This window comes from Streptomyces sp. NPDC035033, assembly GCF_040636735.1.
Taxonomy (GTDB): domain Bacteria; phylum Actinomycetota; class Actinomycetes; order Streptomycetales; family Streptomycetaceae; genus Streptomyces.
Genome location: NZ_JBEZUZ010000016.1, coordinates 57,912 through 79,309, shown reverse-complemented (window position 1 = coordinate 79,309; position 21,398 = coordinate 57,912). Strand labels below are relative to the sequence as shown.

The window sequence follows — 21,398 nt, the reverse complement described above, 5'->3', positions numbered from 1 at the left end:
CGCCACGGGCGACGACAAGAGGGCGCGACCACCGGTCGCGCCCTCTTCTCACGTCCGCGCAGCTAGATCCAGGTGTCCAGCCACATCCGCGCCCGCCACTGGTCCATCGGGATCGGGGTCGCCGTGTAGATCGGCCAGAAATAGATGAAGTTCCAGACGATGAGGAGGACCAGGCAGCCGGCCGTCACCGCGCCGATCGTGCGGCGGCGTTCGGTGGAGCCCTTGGGGCCGATGATCGCGCCGAGCGTCATCGCCACCGCCAGGCAGAGGTACGGGACGAAGACGACCGCGTAGAAGAAGAAGATGGTGCGTTCCTGGTAGCGGAGCCAGGGGAGCCAGCCCGCGGCGAAGGCGCAGAGGATCGCGCCCGCGCGCCAGTCGCGGCGGAAGATCCAGCGCCACAGGACGTACAGGAGGGCGAAGCAGCCGGCCCACCACAGCAGGGGGGTGCCGAGGGCCAGGATCTCCTGGGCGCACTTCTCCTTCGCGCCGGCCGGGCAGCCGGCGGTGCCGGGGGCCGGGGACTCGTAGAAGTAGGAGACGGGACGGCCGGTGACCAGCCAGGACCAGGGGTTGGACTCGTACGTGTGCGGCGAGGTCAGCTTGACGTGGAAGTCCCACACCTCGGTCTCGTAGTGCCACAGGCTGCGCCACCACTGCGGCAGCCAGCTCCAGAAGCCGGGGTCCGCCGCGTCCTGCTGGGCGGCCCAGTCCCGGAAGTACCCCTTGTCGGAGGCGATCCAGCCGGACCAGGTGGCCAGGTAGGCGGCGAGCGCGACCGGCACCGTCGAGACGAAGGCGGGCAGCACGTCCTTCTTGAGCACCGCGAGGTACGGGCGGACCGCGCCCGCCGTCCGCCGGGCGCCGACGTCCCACACGACGGTCAGCAGGCCGAACGCGGCGAGGAAGATCAGGCCGTTCCACTTGGTGGACGCCGCCAGGCCCAGCATCACGCCGGCCGTGATCCGCCACGGGCGCCAGCCGAGCCGCAGGGTCTCCGCGATCTCCGCGTCGGGCCGGAGCACGCCCTCGTCGTCCTCCGGGAGGGCGGCGGCGAGCCGTTTCCGTGCCCGGTCGCGGTCGACGACCAGACAGCCGAAGGCGGCCAGCACGAAGAACATCAGCACCTGGTCGAGCAGGGCCGTGCGGCTCATCACGAAGTGCAGGCCGTCGACGGCGAGCAGCAGTCCGGCGAGGCAGCCGAGGAAGGTGGAGCGGAAGAGGCGGCGGCCGATCCGGCACAGCATCAGGACGGAGAGCGTCCCGAGCAGCGCCACCATGAACCGCCAGCCGAACGGCTCGAAGCCGAAGATCTTCTCGCCGACGCCGATGACCCACTTGCCCATCGGCGGGTGGACGACGTAGCCGGGGTCGGTGGGGATCGGGACCGCGTCCGGGTTCTGCAGGATCGACTTGTCGACGTCCTTGGGCCAGGCCCCCTCGTACCCCTGGTTGATCAGGGCCCACGAGTCCTTGGCGTAGTACGTCTCGTCGAATATCACCGCGTGCGGCTTGCCCAGGTTCCAGAACCGGAGCACGCCGGCGACCGCCGCGACCAGCAGCGGGCCGCCCCACGCGGCCAGCCGCCACAGCCGGTCGGCCGCCCCCGGGCCGAGCCCGAGCAGCGACACGACCCGCGGCGAGGGCCGGGTGTACGGCGGGTCGAGCCGGTCCCGGGCGCCGATGGAGAGCGTGCCGGCGGCGGGCGGACGGTAACCGAAGCGCCGCAGCCGCAGCTGCCACGACGAGGGCTCGGCCACGGTCTTCGCCATGGAGTGCTGGCCCTCCAGGGCCTCGGGTGCGGTACGGGTCACCGCGCCATCGTAGGGACTGCGCCTGTGCGCGTCGCCTGTCCGGGCGGTACGCGGCGCCGTCGCGCGCGCGACTCCTGGGAGGATGGCCGGGTGACAGGAACGCTGGTACTCGCAGGCACCCCCATCGGCGACATCGCGGACGCCCCGCCCCGGCTCGTCGCCGAGCTGGAGGGCGCGGACATCGTCGCGGCCGAGGACACCCGCCGGCTGCGCGGACTGACCCGCGCGCTGGGCGTGCACACCACGGGGCGGGTCGTCTCCTACTTCGAGGGGAACGAGTCGGCCCGCACGCCCGAGCTGGTCGAGGCGCTGGCCGGCGGCGCCCGGGTGCTCCTGGTGACCGACGCGGGCATGCCGTCGGTCTCCGACCCCGGCTACCGGCTGGTGGCCGCCGCCGTCGAGGCGGACATCAAGGTCACCGCCGTCCCCGGCCCGTCCGCCGTGCTCACGGCGCTGGCGCTCTCCGGGCTGCCGGTGGACCGCTTCTGCTTCGAGGGCTTCCTGCCGCGGAAGGCGGGGGAGCGGCTCGGCCGGCTGCGGGAGGTCGCGGCCGAGCGGCGCACCCTCGTCTACTTCGAGGCCCCGCACCGGCTCGACGACACCCTCGACGCCATGGCCGAGGTCTTCGGCGCCGACCGCCGCGCCGCCGTCTGCCGCGAGCTGACCAAGACGTACGAGGAGGTCAAGCGGGGCCCGCTGGGCGAGCTGGCCGCCTGGGCGAAGGAAGGGGTGCGGGGCGAGATCACGGTCGTCGTCGAGGGCGCCCCGGAGACCGGGCCGGAGGAGCTGGACGCGGCCGAGCTGGTGCGCAGGGTGCGGGTGCGCGAGGAGGCGGGGGAGCGGCGCAAGGAGGCGATCGCCGCGGTCGCCGCCGAGGCGGGACTGCCCAAGCGGGAGGTCTTCGACGCGGTCGTCGCGGCCAAGAACGCGCCGTGAGGAACGGCCCGCGGGCCCCGGAAACGGCCCGCGGGAGTCCCGGAAGCGGGGTGGCGAGCCCCGGACACGGGGCGAGGAGGACCGCAGACCGGAAGGCAACCCCCGGAAAGGGCAAAGGGGGCCCTGGAAACGGTAAAGGGCTAATCTGAAAGGCAAAGCCGAAACCGGCGCCGGAAAGCTTCGCAGGGCGCTCGGCAAGGGAAGACCAAAGAACCCCCCACGGTCCTTCCACGGTTTTCCCCGTGCTGATGCGCTCCGGCCCGAAAAGGCGTCCACTGGACCGGTGGAGAGGAGCTGGCATGAGCGAGATCACCGGCACCGGCATATCCGTCGCCCATGAGGCGTACGCCTTCGCCTGCATGCGCTGCGGATACGGTTGGGAACAGGCGTACGACATCGAGCACCACGTCGACGCGGCCGGCCAGGAATTCGTCGTCTACAAGGCCGACGGCGAGCGGGTGCCGTCCCCGCTGTCCCGTCCCACCTGCATGAACTGCGGCGGCCACGTCGTCCGGATCATGCGCGCGGGCCAGGTGGCGTCGGTGCTCGACACGGTCGCGGCCGCCGAACGGCACCAGCACGGGGCCCGGGCCACCAAGCCCGTGTCGCCGGCCGGCCCGATCGGACAGGAACTGACCGAGGAGGCCGCCGCCGAGGCCCCGCCGGTGCCGCACCACCGGCACCTGTCCGACCTGTTCCACCCCTTCCGCAGGAAGTAAGGCTTCGCGGGCGCGCTCATGGCTTCGTACGATCGGGGCCATGAGTGCCAAGGACGCCCCGCCGCCGCTGCCCGAACCCCTCCTCGTGGAGGTCGCGGACTCGCACACCCACCTGGACATGCAGTCCGGCACGGTCGAGGAGGCCCTGACCAAGGCCGCCGCCGTCGGCGTGACGACGGTGGTCCAGGTCGGCTGCGACGTGAAGGGCTCCCGGTGGGCCGCCGAGACGGCGGAGCGGTACGAGAACGTGCACGCGGCCGTCGCCCTGCACCCCAACGAAGCGCCCCGGATCGTGCTGGGGGAGCCTGGGGGCACCTCCCAGCCCCCCGGGGCTGGGGGAGGGTGGTCCCGGCAGGGCGCCAGGGACGCGGGCGGCGACGCCGCCCTCGACGACGCGCTCGCCGAGATCGACCGGCTCGCCGCCCTCCCGCACGTCCTCGGCGTCGGCGAGACCGGCCTCGACTTCTTCCGCACCGGCCCCGAGGGCATGGCCGCGCAGGAGCGTTCCTTCCGCGCCCACATCGAGATCGCCAAGCGGCACGGCAAGACGCTCGTCATCCACGACCGGGAGGCGCACGCCGACGTCCTGCGCGTCCTCGACGAGGAGGGCGCCCCCGAGCGGACCGTCTTCCACTGCTACTCCGGCGACGCCGCGATGGCGGAGATCTGCGCCGCCAAGGGCTACTACATGTCCTTCGCCGGCAACATGACCTTCAAGAACGCCCAGCCGCTGCGGGACGCCCTCGCCGTCGCCCCCCTCGACCTCGTCCTCGTCGAGACCGACGCCCCCTTCCTCACCCCCGCGCCCTTCCGCGGCCGCCCCAACGCCCCGTACCTGATCCCGGTCACCGTCCGGGCGATGGCCGAGGTCCGCGGCATCGACGAGAACGCGATGGCGGAGGCCCTCGCCGTGAACACGGCCCGCGCCTTCGACTACTGATGGTCACCGATGCATAACGGTTACGTGTCGTAGTCGGGTCGATCTGGAGAGTGACGACCGCCGGGGCTAGGGTCCCGGCCTCGTGAGCACTTCCCAGGGCAGTCACCGCGCCGGACGGCGGGGGGCGGCGGCCACGCTGCCCGTCCACGAGCAGCCCACCCAGGCCGCCCCCCTCGCCGTGCCCCTGCCCGCGCCGCCGGCCGTGCCCGCCCAGGGCCGCACCGCCGCCCGGCGCGGGGCCCGGCGCCGCAAGCCCGTCCGCCCCGCCGGCGACGGCCTGCGGCGGCTCGTCCCGCAGGCCCTCGTCGTCGCCTTCCTGGCCGGCGGCACCACCGCCTTCGTCGCCGACGACAAGGCGGTCCGGCTCTCCGTCGACGGCGTCCCCCGCACCCTGCACACCTTCGCCGACGACGTGGGCGAACTCCTCGCCGACGAGGGACTGGCCGTCGGCGCGCACGACCTCGTCGCCCCCGCCCCCGGCGAGGAACTGGCCGACGGCGACGAGATCGTCCTCCGGTACGGCCGGCCGGTCGCCCTCACCCTCGACGGCCACCGCCGCCAGGTGTGGACCACCGCCGACACCGTCGACGGCGCCCTGCGCCAGCTCGGCGTCCGCGCCGAGGGCGCCCACCTCTCGGTCTCCCGCTCCGCCGCCATCTCCCGCACCGGCCTCGCCCTCGACGTCCGCACCGAACGCGCGGTCACCTTCCTCGCCGACGGACGCGAACGGACCGTCCGCACCAACGCCGCCACCGTCGCCGAGGCCCTCGACGAGGCCGGCATCACCCTCGGCGGCGAGGACACCACCTCCGTCCCCGGCGACGCCTTCCCCCGCGACGGGCAGACCGTCACCGTGCTGCGGATCACCGGCTCCACCCAGATCCGCGAGGAGGCCGTCCCGTACGCCGTCGAGCGCGTCCGCGACCCGGGGCTCTTCGCCGGCACCGAGGTCGTCGAACGACAGGGCGCCCCCGGCCTGCGCCGGATCACGTACCACCTGCGGACCGTCAACGGGGTGCGGCAGACGCCGCGCCGCACCGGCGAGGAGATCGTCCGCGAACCCGTCTCCCGCCGGGTCCGCGTCGGCACCCGCCCCCTGCCCACCTCCGTCTCCGGCGCCGACGGCCTCGACTGGGGCGCGCTCGCCGCCTGCGAGTCCGGCGGCCGGCCGGACGCCGTCGACCCCTCGGGGACGTACGGCGGCCTCTACCAGTTCGACCCCGCCACCTGGCGCTCCCTCGGCGGCGAGGGCGTCGCCCAGGACGCGCCCGCCGCCGAGCAGACGTACCGGGCGAAGAAGCTGTACGTGCAGCGCGGCGCCGGCCCCTGGCCGCACTGCGGGCGCAGGCTCTTCCGGTGACGCGCCCGACAGGGCCTAGGCTGTACCGGTGAGCACCACCACCGGCCCCGACGGCCCCGACGCCCTCCTCGGCCCCGCCGACATCCGTGAGCTGGCCGCCGCCCTCGGCGTGCGCCCCACGAAGCAGAAGGGCCAGAACTTCGTCATCGACGCCAACACCGTCCGGCGCATCGTCCGCACCGCGGGCGTGCGCCCGGACGACGTGGTCGTCGAGGTGGGGCCCGGCCTCGGCTCCCTCACCCTGGCGCTCCTGGAGGCCGCCGACCGGGTGACCGCCGTCGAGATCGACGACGTCCTGGCCGCCGCGCTGCCCGCGACGATCGCCGCGCGGATGCCGGACCGGAAGGACCGCTTCGCGCTGGTCCACTCCGACGCCATGCTGGTCCAGGAGCTGCCGGGCCCGGCGCCGACCGCGCTCGTCGCCAACCTCCCGTACAACGTGGCCGTGCCCGTCCTGCTCCACATGCTCGACCGCTTCCCGACCATCGAGCGGACCCTCGTCATGGTCCAGGCCGAGGTCGCGGACCGGCTCGCCGCCGGACCGGGCAACAAGGTGTACGGGGTCCCCTCCGTGAAGGCGAACTGGTACGCCGAGGTCAAGCGGGCCGGCGCCATCGGCCGCAACGTCTTCTGGCCCGCGCCCAACGTCGACTCCGGCCTCGTCTCCCTGGTCCGCCGCAGCGAGCCGATCGCCACCACCGCGAGCAAGGAAGAGGTCTTCGCGGTCGTCGACGCGGCCTTCGCGCAGCGCCGCAAGACCCTGCGCGCCGCCCTCGCCGGCTGGGCGGGCTCCCCGGCCGCCGCCGAGGAGGCCCTGGTGAAGGCCGGGATCTCGCCGCAGGCGCGCGGCGAGGCGCTGACGGTGGAGGAGTTCGCGCGGATCGCGGAGGCGAAGGCATGAACGGCGCGACCGGCGAGAACGGTGTGAGCGGCGAGAACGGTGTGAGCGGCGAGAACGGTGTGAGCGGTGTGAGCGGTGTGAACCGGGCGGCCGGCGAGAACGGCGCGGTCGGCGCGAAGAGCGTGACCGTACGGGTCCCCGCCAAGGTCAACGCGCAGCTCGCGGTCGGCGCCGCCCGCCCCGACGGCTTCCACGACCTGGCCAACGTCTTCCTCGCCGTCTCCCTGTACGACGAGGTGACCGCCACCCCCGCCGACGGCCTGACGATCACCTGCGAGGGCCCCGACGCGGACAGGGTCCCCCTCGACCGCACCAACCTGGCCGCCCGCGCCGCCGAACTCCTCGCGGCCCGGCACGGCCTCTCCCCGGACGTCCACCTCCACATCAGGAAGGACATCCCGGTCGCCGGCGGCATGGCCGGCGGCAGCGCCGACGGCGCCGGCGCGCTCCTGGCCTGCGACGCGCTGTGGGGCCTCGACACCCCCCGCGAGGCGCTCCTGGAGATCTGCGCCGAACTCGGCTCCGACGTGCCCTTCAGCCTGGTCGGCGGGGCCGCGCTCGGCACCGGGCGCGGCGAGCGGCTGACCGGGCTGCCGGTCGGCGGCACCTTCCACTGGGTCTTCGCCGTCGCGGACGGCGGACTGTCGACCCCGGCGGTGTACGGCGAGTTCGACCGCCTCGCCGAGGGCACCGAGGTCCCCGAGCCGGCCGCCTCCCCGGCCCTCCTGGAAGCCCTGCGCACCGGCGACGCCGTCGCCCTCGCGGGCGCCCTCGCCAACGACCTCCAGGCCCCCGCGCTCTCCCTGCGCCCCTCGCTCGCCGCGACCCTCGCGGCCGGCACCGAGGCGGGCGCCCTCGCGGCCCTGGTCTCCGGCTCGGGCCCCACGACGGCGTTCCTGGTGAAGGACCAGGAGGCGGCGGCCGCGGTCGCCGCCGCCCTCACCGCCTCCGGCACCTGCCGCACGGCCCGCCCCGCCACCTCCCCGGCCCCCGGCGCCACCCTCCTCTGAACCGGCGGGCACCGGCCCGTACTCAGCCGCCGGTTGAGTATCCGCGCCCTGTCGGCGGGCCGGGCCGGCGCGGGACCGTACCCGCATGGGATTCAGCGCGCGTGAACTCGCCGCCGCCACGCCGGCGACGCGGGACCGGTACGTCGACCTGCTCCGGGTCGCCTCGCTCGCCGTCGTCGTGCTCGGGCACTGGCTGATGGCCGCGGTCGGCCCGGACGGACGGGTCGGGAACCTCCTCGCCGTGGTACCGGAACTCCAGGCGGCGACCTGGGCGCTCCAGGTGATGCCGGTCTTCTTCTTCGTGGGCGGCTTCGGGCACGCCCTCGCCCACCGCTCCCGGCCGGGGTACGCGGACTTCCTGCGGGCCCGGCTGCGGCGGCTGCTGCGGCCCACGATGGTCTTCGTCGCCGTGTGGGGCGCGGTCGCGCTGGCGATCCAGCTGCTCGGCGCGGACGGCGGCCTCATGGGGGTCGTCCTGCGGCTGGTCACGCAGCTGCTCTGGTTCGTCGGGATCTACCTGGCGATGGCCGCCCTCACCCCGCCGCTCCTGCGGGCGCACGAGCGGTACGGCTGGGGGGCCTTCGGCGGCCTCGTGGCGGGGGCGGTCCTGGTCGACGCCCTGCGGTTCGCGGCCGGGGTGCCGTACGTCGAGTTCCTGAACTTCGTCTTCGTCTGGCTGGCGGTCCACCAGCTCGGCTTCCTGCGCGCCGACGGCATGCTCCGGCGGCCGGCGCTCCTCGCCGGGGCGGGGCTCCTCGGCGCCGCCGCGCTCGTCGCCCTCGGGCCGTACCCGCTGTCGATGGTGGGCATGCCCGGCGAGAAGGTCTCCAACATGGCGCCGCCGACGCTGGCCCTGCTCTGCCACGGCCTGTGGCTGGTCGGCGCGGTCGAGCTGCTGAAGGGGCCGGGCGGGCGGCTGGTGGCCCGGGCCGGGGTCTGGCGCGCGGTGGTCGCCGCCAACGGGCTCGCGATGACCGCCTTCCTCTGGCACCTGACGGCGATGCTCGGCGTGTACGGGGCGATGCTCGGGCTCGGCCTGGAGCTCCCCGCCCCGGCCTCCGCCGCCTGGTGGGCGCAGCTGCCGCTCCGGCTCGCGGCGGCGGCCCTGCTGACGGCCCTGCTCGTCGCGGTCTTCCGCCGCTTCGAGGCCCCGGCGCCCGTCCCCCGCACCGGCGGCTCCGGCCCGCTCGCCGCCCTCGGCGTCACGCTCGCCCTGCTGGGGATCCTCGGCCTGTCGATGACCGGCTTCGGCGGCCTGCTGGAGGGCCACACGGCCACCCTGGTCGCGGTGGAGGTCACCGCCCCGGCGGCGGTCGCGGCGGCCCTGGCGGGCTGGTTCCTGGTGGACCGGCCCGCACCTCGCCGTCCCGCGGCGGCCGGACGCGGATCGCGTCGTCACGAAGGGTGATCACCCGTCGGGCGGACCGTGCTCCGGTCACCGACGTACCCTTGGACGTCGATCGCATGCCCCGCCACAGGAGTGAAATGGCCGTCAACCTGGTCAATGTCGAGAACGTCAGCAAGGTGTACGGCACCCGTGCCCTGCTCGACGGGGTCTCGCTCGGCGTCTCCGAAGGGGACCGGATCGGGGTCGTGGGGCGCAACGGCGACGGCAAGACCACCCTCATCAGGATGCTCGCCCGGCTGGAGGAGGCCGACACCGGCCGCGTCACCCACAGCGGCGGCCTCCGCCTCGGGGTGCTCACCCAGCACGACTCGCTCGACCCGAAGGCCACGATCCGGCACGAGGTCATCGGCGACCTGGCCGACCACGAGTGGGCCGGCAGCGCCAAGATCCGGGACGTGCTCACCGGCCTCTTCGGCGGGCTCGACCTGCCCGGCTTCGAGCACGGCCTCGACACCGTCATCGGTCCGCTCTCCGGCGGCGAGCGCCGCCGCATCGCGCTCGCCAAGCTCCTCATCGACGACCAGGACCTGATCGTCCTCGACGAGCCCACGAACCACCTGGACGTCGAGGGCATCGCCTGGCTCGCCGGCCACCTCCAGAACCGCCGCTCGGCGCTCGTCTGCGTCACCCACGACCGCTGGTTCCTCGACCAGGTCTGCACCCGCATGTGGGACGTGCAGCGCGGTGACGTGTACGAGTACGAGGGCGGCTACTCCGACTACGTCTTCGCCCGCGCCGAGCGGGAGCGGATCGCCGCCACCGAGGAGGTCAAGCGGCAGAACCTGGTCCGCAAGGAGCTGGCCTGGCTGCGGCGCGGCGCCCCCGCCCGCACCTCCAAGCCCCGCTTCCGCATCGAGGCGGCCAACGCGCTCATCGCGGACGTGCCGGAGCCCCGCGACACCAGCGAACTGATGAAGTTCGCCAACGCCCGGCTCGGCAAGACCGTCTTCGACCTGGAGGACGTGACCGTCACCGCCGGGCCCAAGACGCTCCTGAAGCACCTCACCTGGCAGCTCGGCCCCGGCGACCGCGTCGGCCTCGTCGGCGTCAACGGCGCGGGCAAGACCTCACTCCTGCGGGCGCTGGCGGAGGCGGCCTTCTCGCAGGGCGAGAAGCAGCCGCCGGCCGGCCGGATCGTCGTCGGCAAGACCGTCCGGCTCGCCTACCTCTCCCAGGACGTCACCGAGCTCCCCGCCCAGCTGCGCGTCCTGGAGGCCGTGCAGCAGGTCCGCGACCGCGTCGACCTCGGCAAGGGCCGCGAGATGTCCGCCGGGCAGCTCTGCGAGCAGTTCGGCTTCGGCAAGGAGAAGCAGTGGACGCCGGTCGGCGACCTCTCCGGCGGCGAGCGCCGCCGCCTCCAGCTGCTCCGCCTCCTCATGGACGAGCCCAACGTCCTCTTCCTCGACGAGCCCACCAACGACCTCGACATCGAGACCCTGACCCAGCTGGAGGACCTCCTCGACGGCTGGCCCGGCTCCATGGTCGTCATCTCCCACGACCGCTTCTTCCTGGAGCGCACCACCGACCGCACCTTCGCCCTGCTCGGCGACCAGACCCTGCGGATGCTGCCGCGCGGCATCGACGAGTACCTGGAGCGGCGGCAGCGGATGATCGCGGCGGCCGCCCCGGCGCCCGCCGCCGCGCCCGCCCCGCAGCAGAAGGGCGGCGTCTCCGCCGCCGACGCCCGCGCCGCGAAGAAGGAGCTCCAGAAGGTCGAGCGGCAGCTCGACAAGATCTCCGAGAAGGAGACGAAGCTCCACGCGCAGATCGCCGAGAACGCGACCGATTTCGAGAAGGTCGCGAAGCTCGACGCCGAGTTGCGGGAACTGTCGGGAGAACGTGAAGAGTTGGAGATGCGCTGGCTCGAACTGGCCGAGAACGCATAACGACGGCATCACGGACCGGTCCTCCCTTGGGCACAAGGGACGGACCGGTCGCTTTTGCGCCACCCCGCGAGTGGTAGAAAGAAAACCCGCTCACAGCCAAGGGGGAAGCGCTGATGACCCAGCCGCCCAGCAACCAGCCGCCGGGGGGCTTCGGAGCTCCCCAGGACCCGAACGCGAACCCGGGCGGTACGCCGCCGGTCCCGCCCCAGATGCCGGCCCAGCCGCCGCAGATGCCGCCCGCCCCGCCGCAGGCCCCGGCCCAGCCGCCGCAGGCTCCCGGCCAGCCGCCGCAGGCCCAGCCCGGGTACGGCTACCCGCAGCAGGCCCCGCAGCCCGGCCCGTACGGCTACCCGCAGCAGCCGCAGCAGCCGGGCCCGTACGGCCAGCCGCCGCAGCAGCCCGGTCCGTACGGCCAGCAGCCCGGCCCGTACGGGCAGCAGCCGGGTCCCTACGGGGGCTACCCGGGCCAGACCCAGCCGATGTACCCGGCCGCGCCCGCCCCGGCCGGCGGCTCCGGCGACGCGTCCAAGAAGCGCACCGCGCTCGTCGCGGCCGTCGCGGCGGCCGTCGTCGCCGTCGCCGCGGTCACCACCTGGGCCGTCGTCGGCGGCGGTGACGGTGAGGAAACGCCCGTCGCGAACCCGACGGCCAGCGCCTCCAGCGCCACCGCCGCGCCGAAGCCGACCGAGTCGGTCGACCAGGGCGACGGCTCCGGCGACGGCGACAAGGGCGGCGAGGACGACCTCAACGCGGCCCGCCAGCCCGGCGAGGCGAAGGTCAACTTCCTCACCACCAACGACGTCGACCTGCCCCGCAACGGCTCCGAGGTCTTCGGCCCCTGGATCGTCGGCGACACCGTCGTCAAGGCCATGTACAAGGGCGTCGCCGGCTACTCGCTCGCCGACGGCGCCAAGAAGTGGTCGGTCGACGTGCCGTTCAAGCTGTGCGCCGCCCCGGCCCAGCCGGGCGCCAACGGCCTGATGGTCTTCGGGTACGAGGAGAGCGCCAAGGACGGCGCCAAGTGCACGATGCTCCAGCAGATCGACCTCAAGACCGGCAAGGCGGGCTGGAAGAAGGCCGTCCCGAAGCCGACCGGCCTCTTCGCCTTCTCCGACAACACCCTCGCCATCGGCGGCAACACGGTCACCGCGGCCGGCAGCAGCAGCGCCTACGGCTTCTCGCTCACCGACGGCCGCCAGGTCTTCACCGGCCCCACCGGCGACTGCAAGCCGTACGCCTACGCCGGCGACGCCACCAAGCTGGTCGCGGCCAACCAGTGCCGCACCGCCGACGTGAGCAAGGAGCAGCACACGATCAGCGAGGTCGACCCGAACACGGGCAAGGCCAAGTGGACCTACAAGCTGGCCGCCACCTGGGAGGTCGACAAGGTCTACTCGGTGAACCCGCTGGTCGTCTCCTCCTTCCAGCGCGAGCAGAAGAAGTGGTCGATCGTCGCGCTCAACCCGAACGGCACCGTCCGCTCCCAGATCCAGGGCGGCAAGGACAAGTTCGCCCCGCGCTGCGGCGGCGGCCTGATCATCTTCGGCCGCAACCTCCAGGGCTGCACCGGCGTCGCCGCCGCCGGCGACACCTTCTACATGGCGACCGACACCGACTACGGCACCTCCAACGAGGTCGTCGCCTTCGACCTGAAGACCGGCAAGCCCAAGTGGCGTTCGAAGGCGCCCGACGAGCAGCAGATGACGCCGCTGCGCATGGAGGGCGGCGAGGTCCTCGCCTACGTCGCGCCCAAGTACGACAAGGGCGGCGCGGTCGCCACGATCGCCCCGACCGGTGGCGCGCCGAAGATCCTCCTCAAGCACCCGGTCTCGGTCGCGCAGATCGAGAGCGGCTTCTTCAGCGCCGGATACGCCTACGGCAACGGCACCTTCGTGGTGGCGGCGGGTCGGGTCTCCGCGACCAACGACGCCGAGGAGAAGGAGACCAAGACGATGATGGGCTTCAGCAAGTGAGGTACGCGGACCGATGACCCAGCCACCCCCGCCGCCGAACCAGCCGCCGGGCCCCCCGCCGAACCAGCCCCCCGGCGGCTACCCGCCGCCGGGCGGCTTCGGCGCCCCGCAGGACCCGGCCCAGGGCGGCTTCGGCGCCCCGACGCCCCCGCAGGGACAGCCGGGCCCCGGCTACCCGCAGCAGGTCCCGCAGCCCGGTTACGGCTACCCGCAGGCCCCGCAGCAGCACCAGCAGCCGGTCCCGCCGCCGTACGGCTACCCGAACCAGCAGCAGCCGTACGGCTATCCGACCGCGCCGCAGCAGCCCGTCCCGGCCCCGCCGGGCGGGCGGAAGAAGCTGTCGGCGCAGGCCCAGATCATCGTCGCGGCGGTCGTGGCCGTCGCCCTGATCGTCGGCGGCGGCATCTGGTACGCCAACTCCGGGCCGGACGCGCCCCCGGACGCCAAGGGCACCGGCGGCACCGGCCAGTCCGCCTCCGGCGGCGGGGGCGGTGACGCCACCGGCGGCTCCGGCGACGGCGGCTCCGGCAACGGCCTGGGCGGCGACGGCAAGGAGAAGCCGGGCGCCCGGACCGGCGCCCGCCTCGCCTTCCGCGTCGACATGCCGAAGGTGCCCGACACCACGCCCGTCGACGGCTCCTGGCTCACCGACAGGACCTTCGTGAAGACGGGCGTCAACTCGATCGTCGGCTACGACATCGACAAGGGCACGGTCGCCTGGACCCTGCCGCTGGCCGGCCAGGTCTGCGGCGCGTCCCGGCACATGACCGCCGACCACAAGGTGCCGATCCTCTTCGAGGAGAAGAAGCGCGTCGCACCCCGCTACTACCAGAGCTGCAACCAGGTCGGCATGGTCGACCTGAACACCGGCAAGCTCCTCTGGTCCGCCTCGGTCAGCGGCGGCGGCGACGAGAAGGCCCGCTTCAACGAGGTGACGCTCGGCGGCGGCACCGTCGCCGCCGGCGGCACCGACGGCGGCGCGGCCTTCGACGCGGCCACCGGCAAGGTCCGCTGGAAGCCGCAGTCCAACGACCAGAACTGCTACGACATGGGCTACGGCGGCGGCGCCGGCCTCGTCGCGGTCCGCAAGTGCGGCGCGTACGGCGCCGAGTCCGTCCTCGTCCAGAACCTGGACCCGAAGACGGGCAAGCCGCTCTCGCAGTACAAGATGCCGACGGGCGTGAAGTACACGGCGGTCATCTCGACCAAGCCGCTGGTCGTCGCCGCCAACGTCGGCGACGCCGCCGACGACGGCAGCGGCATCTCCGACTTCTTCTCCATCGACGAGAAGACCGGAAAGCTGCGGACCAAGATCACGGCCAACGCCGACCGCTACGCGGCCCGGTGCGGCTCCACCGCCGTCGAGGACTGCTCGCAGGCCCTCGTCGGCAACGACCGGCTCTACCTGCCGACCGAGGAGCACGACGGCTCCACCGGCGAGTACGGCGACGAGACCAACGAGATCGTCGCCTTCGACCTCTCCGACGGCCGCATGGCGCCCGAGAAGGCCGACGCGGGCGACGGGTACACGCTGATGCCGCTGCGCATGGACGGCGGCGACCTCATCGCGTACAAGGTGCCCCCGTACGACAAGGGCGGGCAGATCGTCTCCGTCAACGGCGGCACGATGAAGGAGACGGTGCTCCTGGAGAACCCGTCGGACAAGGCGAACCGGGACATCGAGACCAGCTTCTCCGTCACCGGCTCCGAATTCCGCTACGCCGACGGCCGGCTCTTCCTCTCGGCCACCTACGTGAACAAGACGCGCGAGTCCGACAGCGCCTACGGCAAGCGGTACCTCGCGGCCTCCTTCGGCACCAAGGGCTGACGGCCCGCGACCGCCGACGAGAAGGGCCTCCCCGGAGCACCGGGGAGGCCCTTTCCGTGTCCGTCCCCCTTTCGTGGGGCGGCGGTTGGCGCGCCACGGGGCGGGGGAGCGTGTAGCTTGCCGGGTCAGAGGTGCCGGGGACGGCACGCCCGGGGGATGGGGGACGGACGGGATGGGCGTACGGCTCGTGGTCGTGGACGACCACCGCCTGCTCGCGGAGGCGCTCGCCTCGGCGCTGAAGCTGCGCGGGCACCGGGTGCTCGCGGCGGCCGCGCCGGCGGCGGGCGCCGCGGAGGTCGTGGTGGGCCGGGCTCCGGAGGTCTGCCTCTTCGGCACGGCGGCGCCGGCCGAGCCGGGGGCCTTCGAGCCGGTCGCGCGGATCAAGCGGGAGCGGCCGCAGGTGGCCGTGGTGGTGCTCGGCCCGGTGCCGTCGCCGCGCGGGATCGCGGCGGCCTTCGCGGCCGGGGCGTCCGGGTACGTCCGGCACGACGAGCGGATCGAGGGCGTCGAGCGGGCGCTGCTCAAGGCCCGGGCGGGGGAGGCGGCGGTGGCGCCGGCGCTGCTCGCGGGGGCCTTCGCGGAGCTGCTGAACCCGGCGGCGCAGCCGGACGACGAGGCGCAGCGGCTGCTGCGGCTGCTGACCCACCGGGAGGTGGAGGTTCTGGTGCGGGTCGCGGAGGGCGAGGACACCCGGCTGATCGCGGCGGGCATGGGGATCGCGCCGAGCACGGCGCGGACGCACGTGCAGCGGGTCCTGATGAAGCTCGGGGTCGGCTCCCGCCTGGAGGCGGCGGCCCTCGCGGCCCGGACGGGCCTGCTGGACCGGGCGGTGCCGGAGCAGCGCACGCCGCGCTGAACCGGGGGGCCGCGGGGCCGGGCCGGGCTCCGGCGTTGACTCCGATGTTCGGTTGTGGTTCTTTGTGCTTGGTTCTGTTTGTTCGCGCCCGGAGGGCACCCCCGTGAAGAAGACCGTCACCACGCTCGCCGACGGGCGCGAGCTGATCTACTACGACTCCCGCGACGACGCCGTCCGCACCGCCGTCGACCCGCGCCCCCTCACCCCCGTCGCCTCCCGCTCCGAGATCCGGTACGACGAGCTCACCGGCGACCACGTCGCCGTCGCCTCCCACCGGCAGGGCCGCACCTACCTCCCGCCCGCCGACGCCTGCCCGCTCTGCCCGGGCCGCGACGGGCACGAGAGCGAGATCCCCGAGGCGGGCTACGAGGTCGCGGTCTTCGAGAACCGCTTCCCCTCCCTCTCCGGCGGCGTCGGCCGCTGCGAGGTCGTCTGCTTCACCGACGACCACACCGCCTCCTTCGCCGACCTCACCGAGGAGCGGGCCCGCCTCGTCCTCGACGCCTGGACCGACCGCACCGCCGAACTCTCCTCCCTCCCCGGCGTCCAGCAGGTCTACTGCTTCGAGAACCGGGGCCGCGAGATCGGCGTCACCCTGCCCCACTCCCACGGCCAGATCTACGCCTTCCCGTACGTCACCCCCCGCACCGCCCTCGTGCGGCGCCGGATCGACGAGCACCGCCGGGCCACCGGCCGGAACCTCTTCGACGACCTCGTCGCCCGCGAGCGCGCCGACGCCGAGCGGATCGTCCTGGAGACCGAGGACTGGATCGCCTTCGTCCCGTACGCCGCCCGCTGGCCGTACGAGGTGCACCTCCACCCCACCCGGCGCGTCCCCGACCTGCTCGCCCTCGACGAGGCGGCCCGGACGGGCTTCGCACAGGTCTATCTGGAACTCTTGAGGCGCTTCGACCGGATCTTCGGCCCGGCGGAGCCGCCCACGCCCTACATCGCCGCCTGGCACCAGGCGCCGGTCGCGGACGAGCGGCGGGAGGACTTCGGACTGCACCTGGAGCTGTTCACCGTCCGGCGCGCCTCCGGGAAGCTGAAGTTCCTCGCGGGCACCGAGTCCGGCACGGGGGCGTTCATGAACGACATCCGGCCGGAGGACGCGGCCCGGCGCATCCGAGAGGTGGCAAGCGCATGACCGATCCGAAGAAGTACCTGGTCACCGGAGGTGCGGGGTACGTGGGCGGCGTGGTCGCCGCCCACCTCCTGGAGCGGGGCCACCGGGTCACCGTCCTCGACGACCTCTCCACCGGCTTCCGCGAGGGAGTCCCCGCCGGCGCCGAGTTCGTCGAGGGCCGCGTCCAGGACGCCGCCCGGTGGCTCGACGCCTCCTACGACGGCGTGCTGCACTTCGCCGCCTTCTCGCAGGTCGGCGAGTCCGTCGTCCACCCGGAGAAGTACTGGGAGAACAACGTCGGCGGCACCATGGCGCTGCTCGCCGCCATGCGCGCGGCCGGCGTCCGCAAGCTGGTCTTCTCCTCCACCGCCGCCACCTACGGCGAACCGGAGACCGTCCCGATCCCCGAGTCCGCGCCGACCGCCCCCACCAGCCCCTACGGGGCGAGCAAGCTCGCCGTCGACCACATGATCGGCGGCGAGTGCGCCGCCCACGGCCTCGCCGCCGTCTCCCTGCGCTACTTCAACGTCGCCGGGGCGTACGGCGGGCTCGGCGAGCGCCACGACCCCGAGTCCCACCTCGTCCCGCTCGTCCTCCAGGTCGCCCTCGGCCGCCGCGCGGCGATCTCCGTCTACGGCGACGACTACCCGACCCCCGACGGCACCTGCGTCCGCGACTACATCCACGTCGCCGACCTCGCCGAGGCCCACCTCCTCGCCCTGGACGCCATGACGGACGCCACCGTCCCGGCCGGCGAGCACCTGGTCTGCAACCTCGGCAACGGCAACGGCTTCTCGGTCCGCGAGGTGATCGAGACCGTCCGCAAGGTCACCGGCCACCCGGTCCCGGAGCTCACCGCCGCCCGCCGCCCCGGCGACCCGGCCGTCCTCGTCGCCTCCGCCGAGGCCGCCCGCGAGCGGCTCGGCTGGACCCCGTCCCGCCCGGACCTGGCGGACGTCGTCGCCGACGCCTGGGCCTTCGCCCGGCTCCGGGAGGAGGACGCGTGAACGTCGCCACCGACTTCGAGGCGCTGTACGGCGCCGCGCCCGACGGCGTCTGGGCCGCCCCCGGGCGGGTCAACCTGATCGGCGAGTACACCGACTTCAACGACGGCTTCGTGCTGCCGCTCGCCCTCCCGCACACCACGGTGGCCGCCGTCTCCCGCCGCGACGACGGCGTCCTGCGGCTGCACTCCGGTGACGTCGACGGCGGCATCGTCCAGCTCGGCGTCGACTCCCTCGTCCCGCTCTCCGGCGGCGGCTGGGCCGCCTACCCGGCCGGCGTCGTCTGGGCGCTGCGCGAGGCCGGCCACCCGGTGACCGGCGCCGACGTCCACCTCACCTCCACCGTGCCCACCGGCGCCGGCCTCTCCTCCTCGGCCGCCCTGGAGGTCGTCACCGCCCTCGCCCTGAACGACCTCTTCGACCTCGGCCTCACCCGCCCCGAACTGGCCCGGATCGCCCAGCGCGCCGAGAACGCCTTCGTCGGCGTGCCCTGCGGGGTCATGGACCAGATGGCCTCCGCCTGCGCCGAGGAGGGCCACGCCCTCCACCTGGACACCCGGGACCTGTCCTACCGGCAGGTGCCCTTCGACCTCGCCGCCGAGGGGCTGGCGCTCCTCGTCGTCGACACCCGGGTGAAGCACGCGCTCGGGGACGGCGCGTACGCCGAGCGGCGCGCCGGTTGCGAAGCGGGCGCGCGGGCGCTCGGGGTGCGCGCCCTGCGCGAGGTGGACGCCGCGCATCTGCCCGCCGCCCTCGACCGTCTGAGCGACGAGACGATTCTGCGGTACGTCCGGCACGTGGTCTCCGACAACGACCGGGTGGTCCGGGTGATCGCCCTGCTCGACGCCGGCGCCACCCGGGCGGTCGGCCCGATCCTCACCGAGGGCCACGCCTCGCTCCGGGACGACCTGCGGGTCTCCTGCCCGGAGCTGGACCTGGTGGTGACGGCGGCGAACGAGGCCGGCGCGCTCGGCGCCCGGATGACCGGCGGCGGCTTCGGCGGCTCGGCGGTGGTCCTGGTGGACGAGGACCGGGCGGAGGAGGTCGCGGCCGCGGTCCGGAAGGCATTCGCGGCCGCCGGGTACGCGGAGCCGGGCGTCTTCCCGGCGGTCCCCTCGGCGGGCGCCCGCCGCCTCTGAGCCGGCGGGCCCCTCCGGCCACCGGACGGTCGACTTCGGACACTTCCGCCAATCGGCCCCCACGGCGCCGCCCCACCCCTACTCTGTGGGGCAGCGCCGGTGGGGGCCGGTGCCGCTCAGGGGGCGAGACCCGTCGGGTACGGCGCCGGGAGCGCGGGGTAGCAGTCAGGGCACGGCGGCGGCCGTGCGCTCGGCGGACCCGCCCCCGGCGCCGTACCGCGCCGGTCTCTCCTCGACACTTGGGGGTTTGTCCGTGGCACGCATCCGGGTCCTGGTGGTGGACGACCACCGCGTCTTCGCCGAGTCGCTGGCCGCCGCGCTCGCGGCCGAGCCGGACGTCGACGTCGCCGCGGCGGGCAGCGCTCCGGCCGCCCTGCGCTGCCTGGACCGGGGGGCCGCGGAGGGGCGCCGCTTCGACGTGCTGCTCGTCGACGCCGACCTGGGCGCGGCGCCCGCGGCCCCGGCGGCCGTACCGCCCGATCCCGGGGGAGAGCCCGCCGGGGACGGGATCGCCCTGGTCGCGGGGGTGCGCAAGGCGCAGCCCGCGCCCCGCGTGATCGTGCTCGCCGAGAAGGACGACGCCCGCCGGGCCGCGCTCGCGCTCCAGGCGGGGGCCTCGGGGTGGGTGGCGAAGGACTGCTCGCTCCAGCGGCTGCTCGCGGTGGTCCGCGGGGTGCTGCGGGACGAGACGCACCTGCCGCCGGCGCTCCTGACGGGGGTGCTGCGGGAGCTGACGGCGGCCCGGCGGCACCGGACGGAGAGCGAGCGCCTGGTGGAGTCGCTGACCCCGCGCGAGCGGGAGGTGCTGCGCTGCATGGTGGCGGGGCTCGGCCGGAAGGCGGTGGCGGAGCGGCTCTTCCTCTCCCCGCACACGGTCCGCACGCACATGCAGAACGTGCTGGGGAAGCTGGGCGTGCACTCCACGCTCGCGGCGGTGGCGCTGGCCCGGCGGGCCGGGGTGGGCCCGGCGCCGCTGGCGGAGGCGGCGGCGCTACCCGGGCAGGTTGTCGAACGGGGCGGTCAGCCGGCGTAGCAGGGCGGCCAGTTCGGCGCGCTGGGGGCGGGAGAGCTGGGCGAGGATGGCCCGCTCCTGGGCGAGCAGCCCGGCCAGCGCCTCGTCGGCGCGGTCCCGTCCCTCGGGGGTGAGCCGGACCAGGACCCCGCGCCGGTCGCTGGGGTCGGGCAGCCGCTCGACCAGGCCCTTCTTGGTGAGCCGGTCGATGCGGTTGGTCATGGTGCCGGAGGTCACCAGGGTCTGGGTGAGGAGCTGGCCGGGGGAGAGCTGGTACGGGGCTCCGGCGCGGCGCAGCGAGGTGAGGACGTCGAACTCCCAGGGCTCCAGCTGGTGCTCCGAGAAGGCGAGCCGACGGGCCCGGTCGAGGTGTCGGGCCAGCCTGGAGACGCGGCTGAGGACCTCCAACGGCTCCACGTCGAGGTCCGGGCGCTCTCGGCGCCATGCAGCGACCAGCCGGTCGACCTCGTCCTCCATGTGATCAGTGTAGTGGGTCTGTTGACATAAAGTCTCTTGCATTCGAGTTTCTCGATCTCATGAATCTTGATGTCGAGATATAGTCGGGCGAACAATGGGGAAGGACCCGGCCGGAACACCGTTCCGCTTAGGCAATCCGCGCCTGCAAGGGGGCTTCGAACATGCATTCCGTGGAATCCGCGGCCGCGCCGGTATGGGACCCGCGGCAGTACCTGCGCCACTCCACCCACCGCACCCGTCCCTTCCTCGATCTCCTCCACCGAATACCGCGGCTTCCCGCCCACGACCGGCCCGCGCGCATCGCCGACCTCGGCTGCGGCCCCGGAAACGTCACCGCCCTCCTCGCCGACCGCTGGTCCGACGCCCACATCACCGGCTTCGACCTCTCGCCCGAGATGCTCCAGCAGGCCGAGAAGGACTGGGCCGGCACCACCGCCGGCGGCGGCTGGCTCGACTTCCGCCCCGCCGACGCCGCCCACTGGACCCCCGACGAGCCCTACGACCTGATCGTCTCCAACGCCGCCCTCCAGTGGGTCCCCAACCACCCCGAGTCCTTCGCCGCCTGGATCGACGGCCTCCGCCCCGGCGGCACCCTCGCCTTCCAGGTCCCCGGCAACTTCACCTCCCCCAGCCACGCCCTCCTCGGCGACCTGTGCGCCCGCCCCGAGTGGCGCGCCCGCCTCGGCGACCAGGGCCGCCGCTTCGTCCACGTCCTCGACCCCGCCGACTACCTCACCCGCCTGACCGCCCTCGGCTGCGAGACCGAGACCTGGGAGACCGTCTACTGCCAGCTCCTCCAGGGCGAGGACCCCGTCCTCGACTGGGTCAAGGGCACCGCCCTGCGCCCCGTCCTCACCACCCTCGGCGACGACCGCGAAGCCGTCGACGCCTTCCTCACCCAGTACCGCGACCTCCTCCGCGAGGCCTACCCCCCGGGCCCGCACGGCATCGTCTTCCCCTTCCGCCGCATCTTCGCGGTGGCGAGGAAGCCCCGCTGACCGCCCCGGCA

At 74.1% G+C, this 21,398-nt stretch carries 18 protein-coding genes; 16 read left to right on the top strand and 2 right to left on the bottom strand.

Annotation, left to right across the window (positions count from 1 at the left end; genetic code table 11):
• Nucleotides 1-62: 62 nt before the first annotated feature.
• Nucleotides 63-1,772 carry a phospholipid carrier-dependent glycosyltransferase gene (locus AB0E83_RS09930; RefSeq protein WP_362108523.1) on the bottom strand — a complete coding sequence of 570 codons (1,710 nt, stop codon included), beginning with the start codon at nt 1,770-1,772 and terminating at the stop codon, nt 63-65.
• Nucleotides 1,773-1,904: 132 nt separating this feature from the next.
• On the opposite strand from AB0E83_RS09930, the gene rsmI reads away from it, so the two are divergent.
• From rsmI to AB0E83_RS09855, 15 genes are all read left to right on the top strand, one after another.
• The gene (gene rsmI / locus AB0E83_RS09925) at nt 1,905-2,750 is read left to right on the top strand and encodes a 16S rRNA (cytidine(1402)-2'-O)-methyltransferase (protein WP_362108473.1); all 846 of its coding nucleotides are present in this window, start codon (nt 1,905-1,907) and stop codon (nt 2,748-2,750) included.
• A 299-nt stretch (nt 2,751-3,049) separates the two neighbouring features.
• The gene (locus AB0E83_RS09920; RefSeq protein WP_362108471.1) at nt 3,050-3,469 is read left to right on the top strand and encodes a hypothetical protein; all 420 of its coding nucleotides are present in this window, start codon (nt 3,050-3,052) and stop codon (nt 3,467-3,469) included.
• A gap of 40 nt (nt 3,470-3,509) precedes the next feature.
• Nucleotides 3,510-4,409, top strand: coding sequence for a TatD family hydrolase (locus AB0E83_RS09915; protein ID WP_362108469.1), 900 nt, complete (start codon nt 3,510-3,512; stop codon nt 4,407-4,409).
• Between the two features lie 82 nt (nt 4,410-4,491).
• Nucleotides 4,492-5,769, top strand: a complete 1,278-nt coding sequence (locus AB0E83_RS09910; RefSeq protein ID WP_362108467.1) for a ubiquitin-like domain-containing protein — start codon at nt 4,492-4,494, stop codon at nt 5,767-5,769.
• A 28-nt stretch (nt 5,770-5,797) separates the two neighbouring features.
• Nucleotides 5,798-6,670: a 16S rRNA (adenine(1518)-N(6)/adenine(1519)-N(6))-dimethyltransferase RsmA gene (gene rsmA, locus AB0E83_RS09905; protein WP_362108465.1), complete on the top strand. Its 873-nt coding sequence runs from the start codon at nt 5,798-5,800 to the stop codon at nt 6,668-6,670.
• Nucleotides 6,667-7,680, top strand: coding sequence for a 4-(cytidine 5'-diphospho)-2-C-methyl-D-erythritol kinase (locus AB0E83_RS09900; protein ID WP_362108463.1), 1,014 nt, complete (start codon nt 6,667-6,669; stop codon nt 7,678-7,680). Before rsmA ends, AB0E83_RS09900 begins: the two co-directional genes overlap by 4 nt.
• An 85-nt stretch (nt 7,681-7,765) precedes the next feature.
• A complete protein-coding gene (locus AB0E83_RS09895; protein WP_362108461.1) occupies nt 7,766-9,088 on the top strand; it encodes an acyltransferase in 1,323 nt (440 codons plus the stop codon).
• A 77-nt stretch (nt 9,089-9,165) separates the two neighbouring features.
• Nucleotides 9,166-10,974 carry an ABC-F family ATP-binding cassette domain-containing protein gene (locus AB0E83_RS09890; RefSeq protein WP_362108459.1) on the top strand — a complete coding sequence of 603 codons (1,809 nt, stop codon included), beginning with the start codon at nt 9,166-9,168 and terminating at the stop codon, nt 10,972-10,974.
• A gap of 113 nt (nt 10,975-11,087) precedes the next feature.
• Nucleotides 11,088-12,947 carry a PQQ-binding-like beta-propeller repeat protein gene (locus AB0E83_RS09885; RefSeq protein WP_362108457.1) on the top strand — a complete coding sequence of 620 codons (1,860 nt, stop codon included), beginning with the start codon at nt 11,088-11,090 and terminating at the stop codon, nt 12,945-12,947.
• A gap of 13 nt (nt 12,948-12,960) precedes the next feature.
• A complete protein-coding gene (locus tag AB0E83_RS09880) occupies nt 12,961-14,775 on the top strand; it encodes a PQQ-binding-like beta-propeller repeat protein (protein WP_362108455.1) in 1,815 nt (604 codons plus the stop codon).
• A gap of 172 nt (nt 14,776-14,947) precedes the next feature.
• On the top strand, nt 14,948-15,631 hold the full coding sequence (locus AB0E83_RS09875) for a LuxR C-terminal-related transcriptional regulator (protein WP_362108453.1): 684 nt from the start codon (nt 14,948-14,950) through the stop codon (nt 15,629-15,631).
• Between the two features lie 103 nt (nt 15,632-15,734).
• A complete protein-coding gene (galT, locus tag AB0E83_RS09870) occupies nt 15,735-16,778 on the top strand; it encodes a galactose-1-phosphate uridylyltransferase (protein WP_362108451.1) in 1,044 nt (347 codons plus the stop codon).
• Nucleotides 16,775-17,764 carry a UDP-glucose 4-epimerase GalE gene (gene galE, locus AB0E83_RS09865; protein WP_362108449.1) on the top strand — a complete coding sequence of 330 codons (990 nt, stop codon included), beginning with the start codon at nt 16,775-16,777 and terminating at the stop codon, nt 17,762-17,764. Before galT ends, galE begins: the two co-directional genes overlap by 4 nt.
• Nucleotides 17,761-18,900, top strand: a complete 1,140-nt coding sequence (gene galK, locus AB0E83_RS09860; protein ID WP_362108447.1) for a galactokinase — start codon at nt 17,761-17,763, stop codon at nt 18,898-18,900. Before galE ends, galK begins: the two co-directional genes overlap by 4 nt.
• Nucleotides 18,901-19,153: 253 nt before the next feature.
• On the top strand, nt 19,154-19,933 hold the full coding sequence (locus AB0E83_RS09855; protein ID WP_362108521.1) for a response regulator transcription factor: 780 nt from the start codon (nt 19,154-19,156) through the stop codon (nt 19,931-19,933).
• On the opposite strand, the gene AB0E83_RS09850 is transcribed toward AB0E83_RS09855, so the two are convergent.
• Entirely contained in the window at nt 19,892-20,389 is a 498-nt protein-coding gene (locus AB0E83_RS09850; RefSeq protein ID WP_362108445.1) for a MarR family transcriptional regulator, read from the bottom strand. The genes AB0E83_RS09855 and AB0E83_RS09850 overlap by 42 nt on opposite strands.
• 161 nt (nt 20,390-20,550) lie before the next feature.
• On the opposite strand from AB0E83_RS09850, the gene AB0E83_RS09845 reads away from it, so the two are divergent.
• Complete coding sequence (locus tag AB0E83_RS09845) at nt 20,551-21,387, top strand: trans-aconitate 2-methyltransferase (protein ID WP_362108443.1); 837 nt, start codon at nt 20,551-20,553, stop codon at nt 21,385-21,387.
• Nucleotides 21,388-21,398 lie beyond the last annotated feature (11 nt).

Excerpts from the sequence above, each read along its gene's own strand:
- AB0E83_RS09850 (WP_362108445.1), bottom strand. The coding sequence starts at position 20,389 with ATGGAGGACGAGGTCGACCGGCTGGTCGCTGCATGGCGCCGAGAGCGC.
- AB0E83_RS09930 (WP_362108523.1), bottom strand. The coding sequence starts at position 1,772 with ATGGCGAAGACCGTGGCCGAGCCCTCGTCGTGGCAGCTGCGGCTGCGG.
- AB0E83_RS09895 (WP_362108461.1), top strand. The coding sequence starts at position 7,766 with ATGGGATTCAGCGCGCGTGAACTCGCCGCCGCCACGCCGGCGACGCGG.
- AB0E83_RS09890 (WP_362108459.1), top strand. The coding sequence starts at position 9,166 with ATGGCCGTCAACCTGGTCAATGTCGAGAACGTCAGCAAGGTGTACGGC.
- AB0E83_RS09845 (WP_362108443.1), top strand. The coding sequence starts at position 20,551 with ATGCATTCCGTGGAATCCGCGGCCGCGCCGGTATGGGACCCGCGGCAG.
- AB0E83_RS09900 (WP_362108463.1), top strand. The coding sequence starts at position 6,667 with ATGAACGGCGCGACCGGCGAGAACGGTGTGAGCGGCGAGAACGGTGTG.
- AB0E83_RS09875 (WP_362108453.1), top strand. The coding sequence starts at position 14,948 with ATGGGCGTACGGCTCGTGGTCGTGGACGACCACCGCCTGCTCGCGGAG.
- AB0E83_RS09880 (WP_362108455.1), top strand. The coding sequence starts at position 12,961 with ATGACCCAGCCACCCCCGCCGCCGAACCAGCCGCCGGGCCCCCCGCCG.
- AB0E83_RS09920 (WP_362108471.1), top strand. The coding sequence starts at position 3,050 with ATGAGCGAGATCACCGGCACCGGCATATCCGTCGCCCATGAGGCGTAC.
- galE (WP_362108449.1), top strand. The coding sequence starts at position 16,775 with ATGACCGATCCGAAGAAGTACCTGGTCACCGGAGGTGCGGGGTACGTG.
- AB0E83_RS09915 (WP_362108469.1), top strand. The coding sequence starts at position 3,510 with ATGAGTGCCAAGGACGCCCCGCCGCCGCTGCCCGAACCCCTCCTCGTG.
- AB0E83_RS09885 (WP_362108457.1), top strand. The coding sequence starts at position 11,088 with ATGACCCAGCCGCCCAGCAACCAGCCGCCGGGGGGCTTCGGAGCTCCC.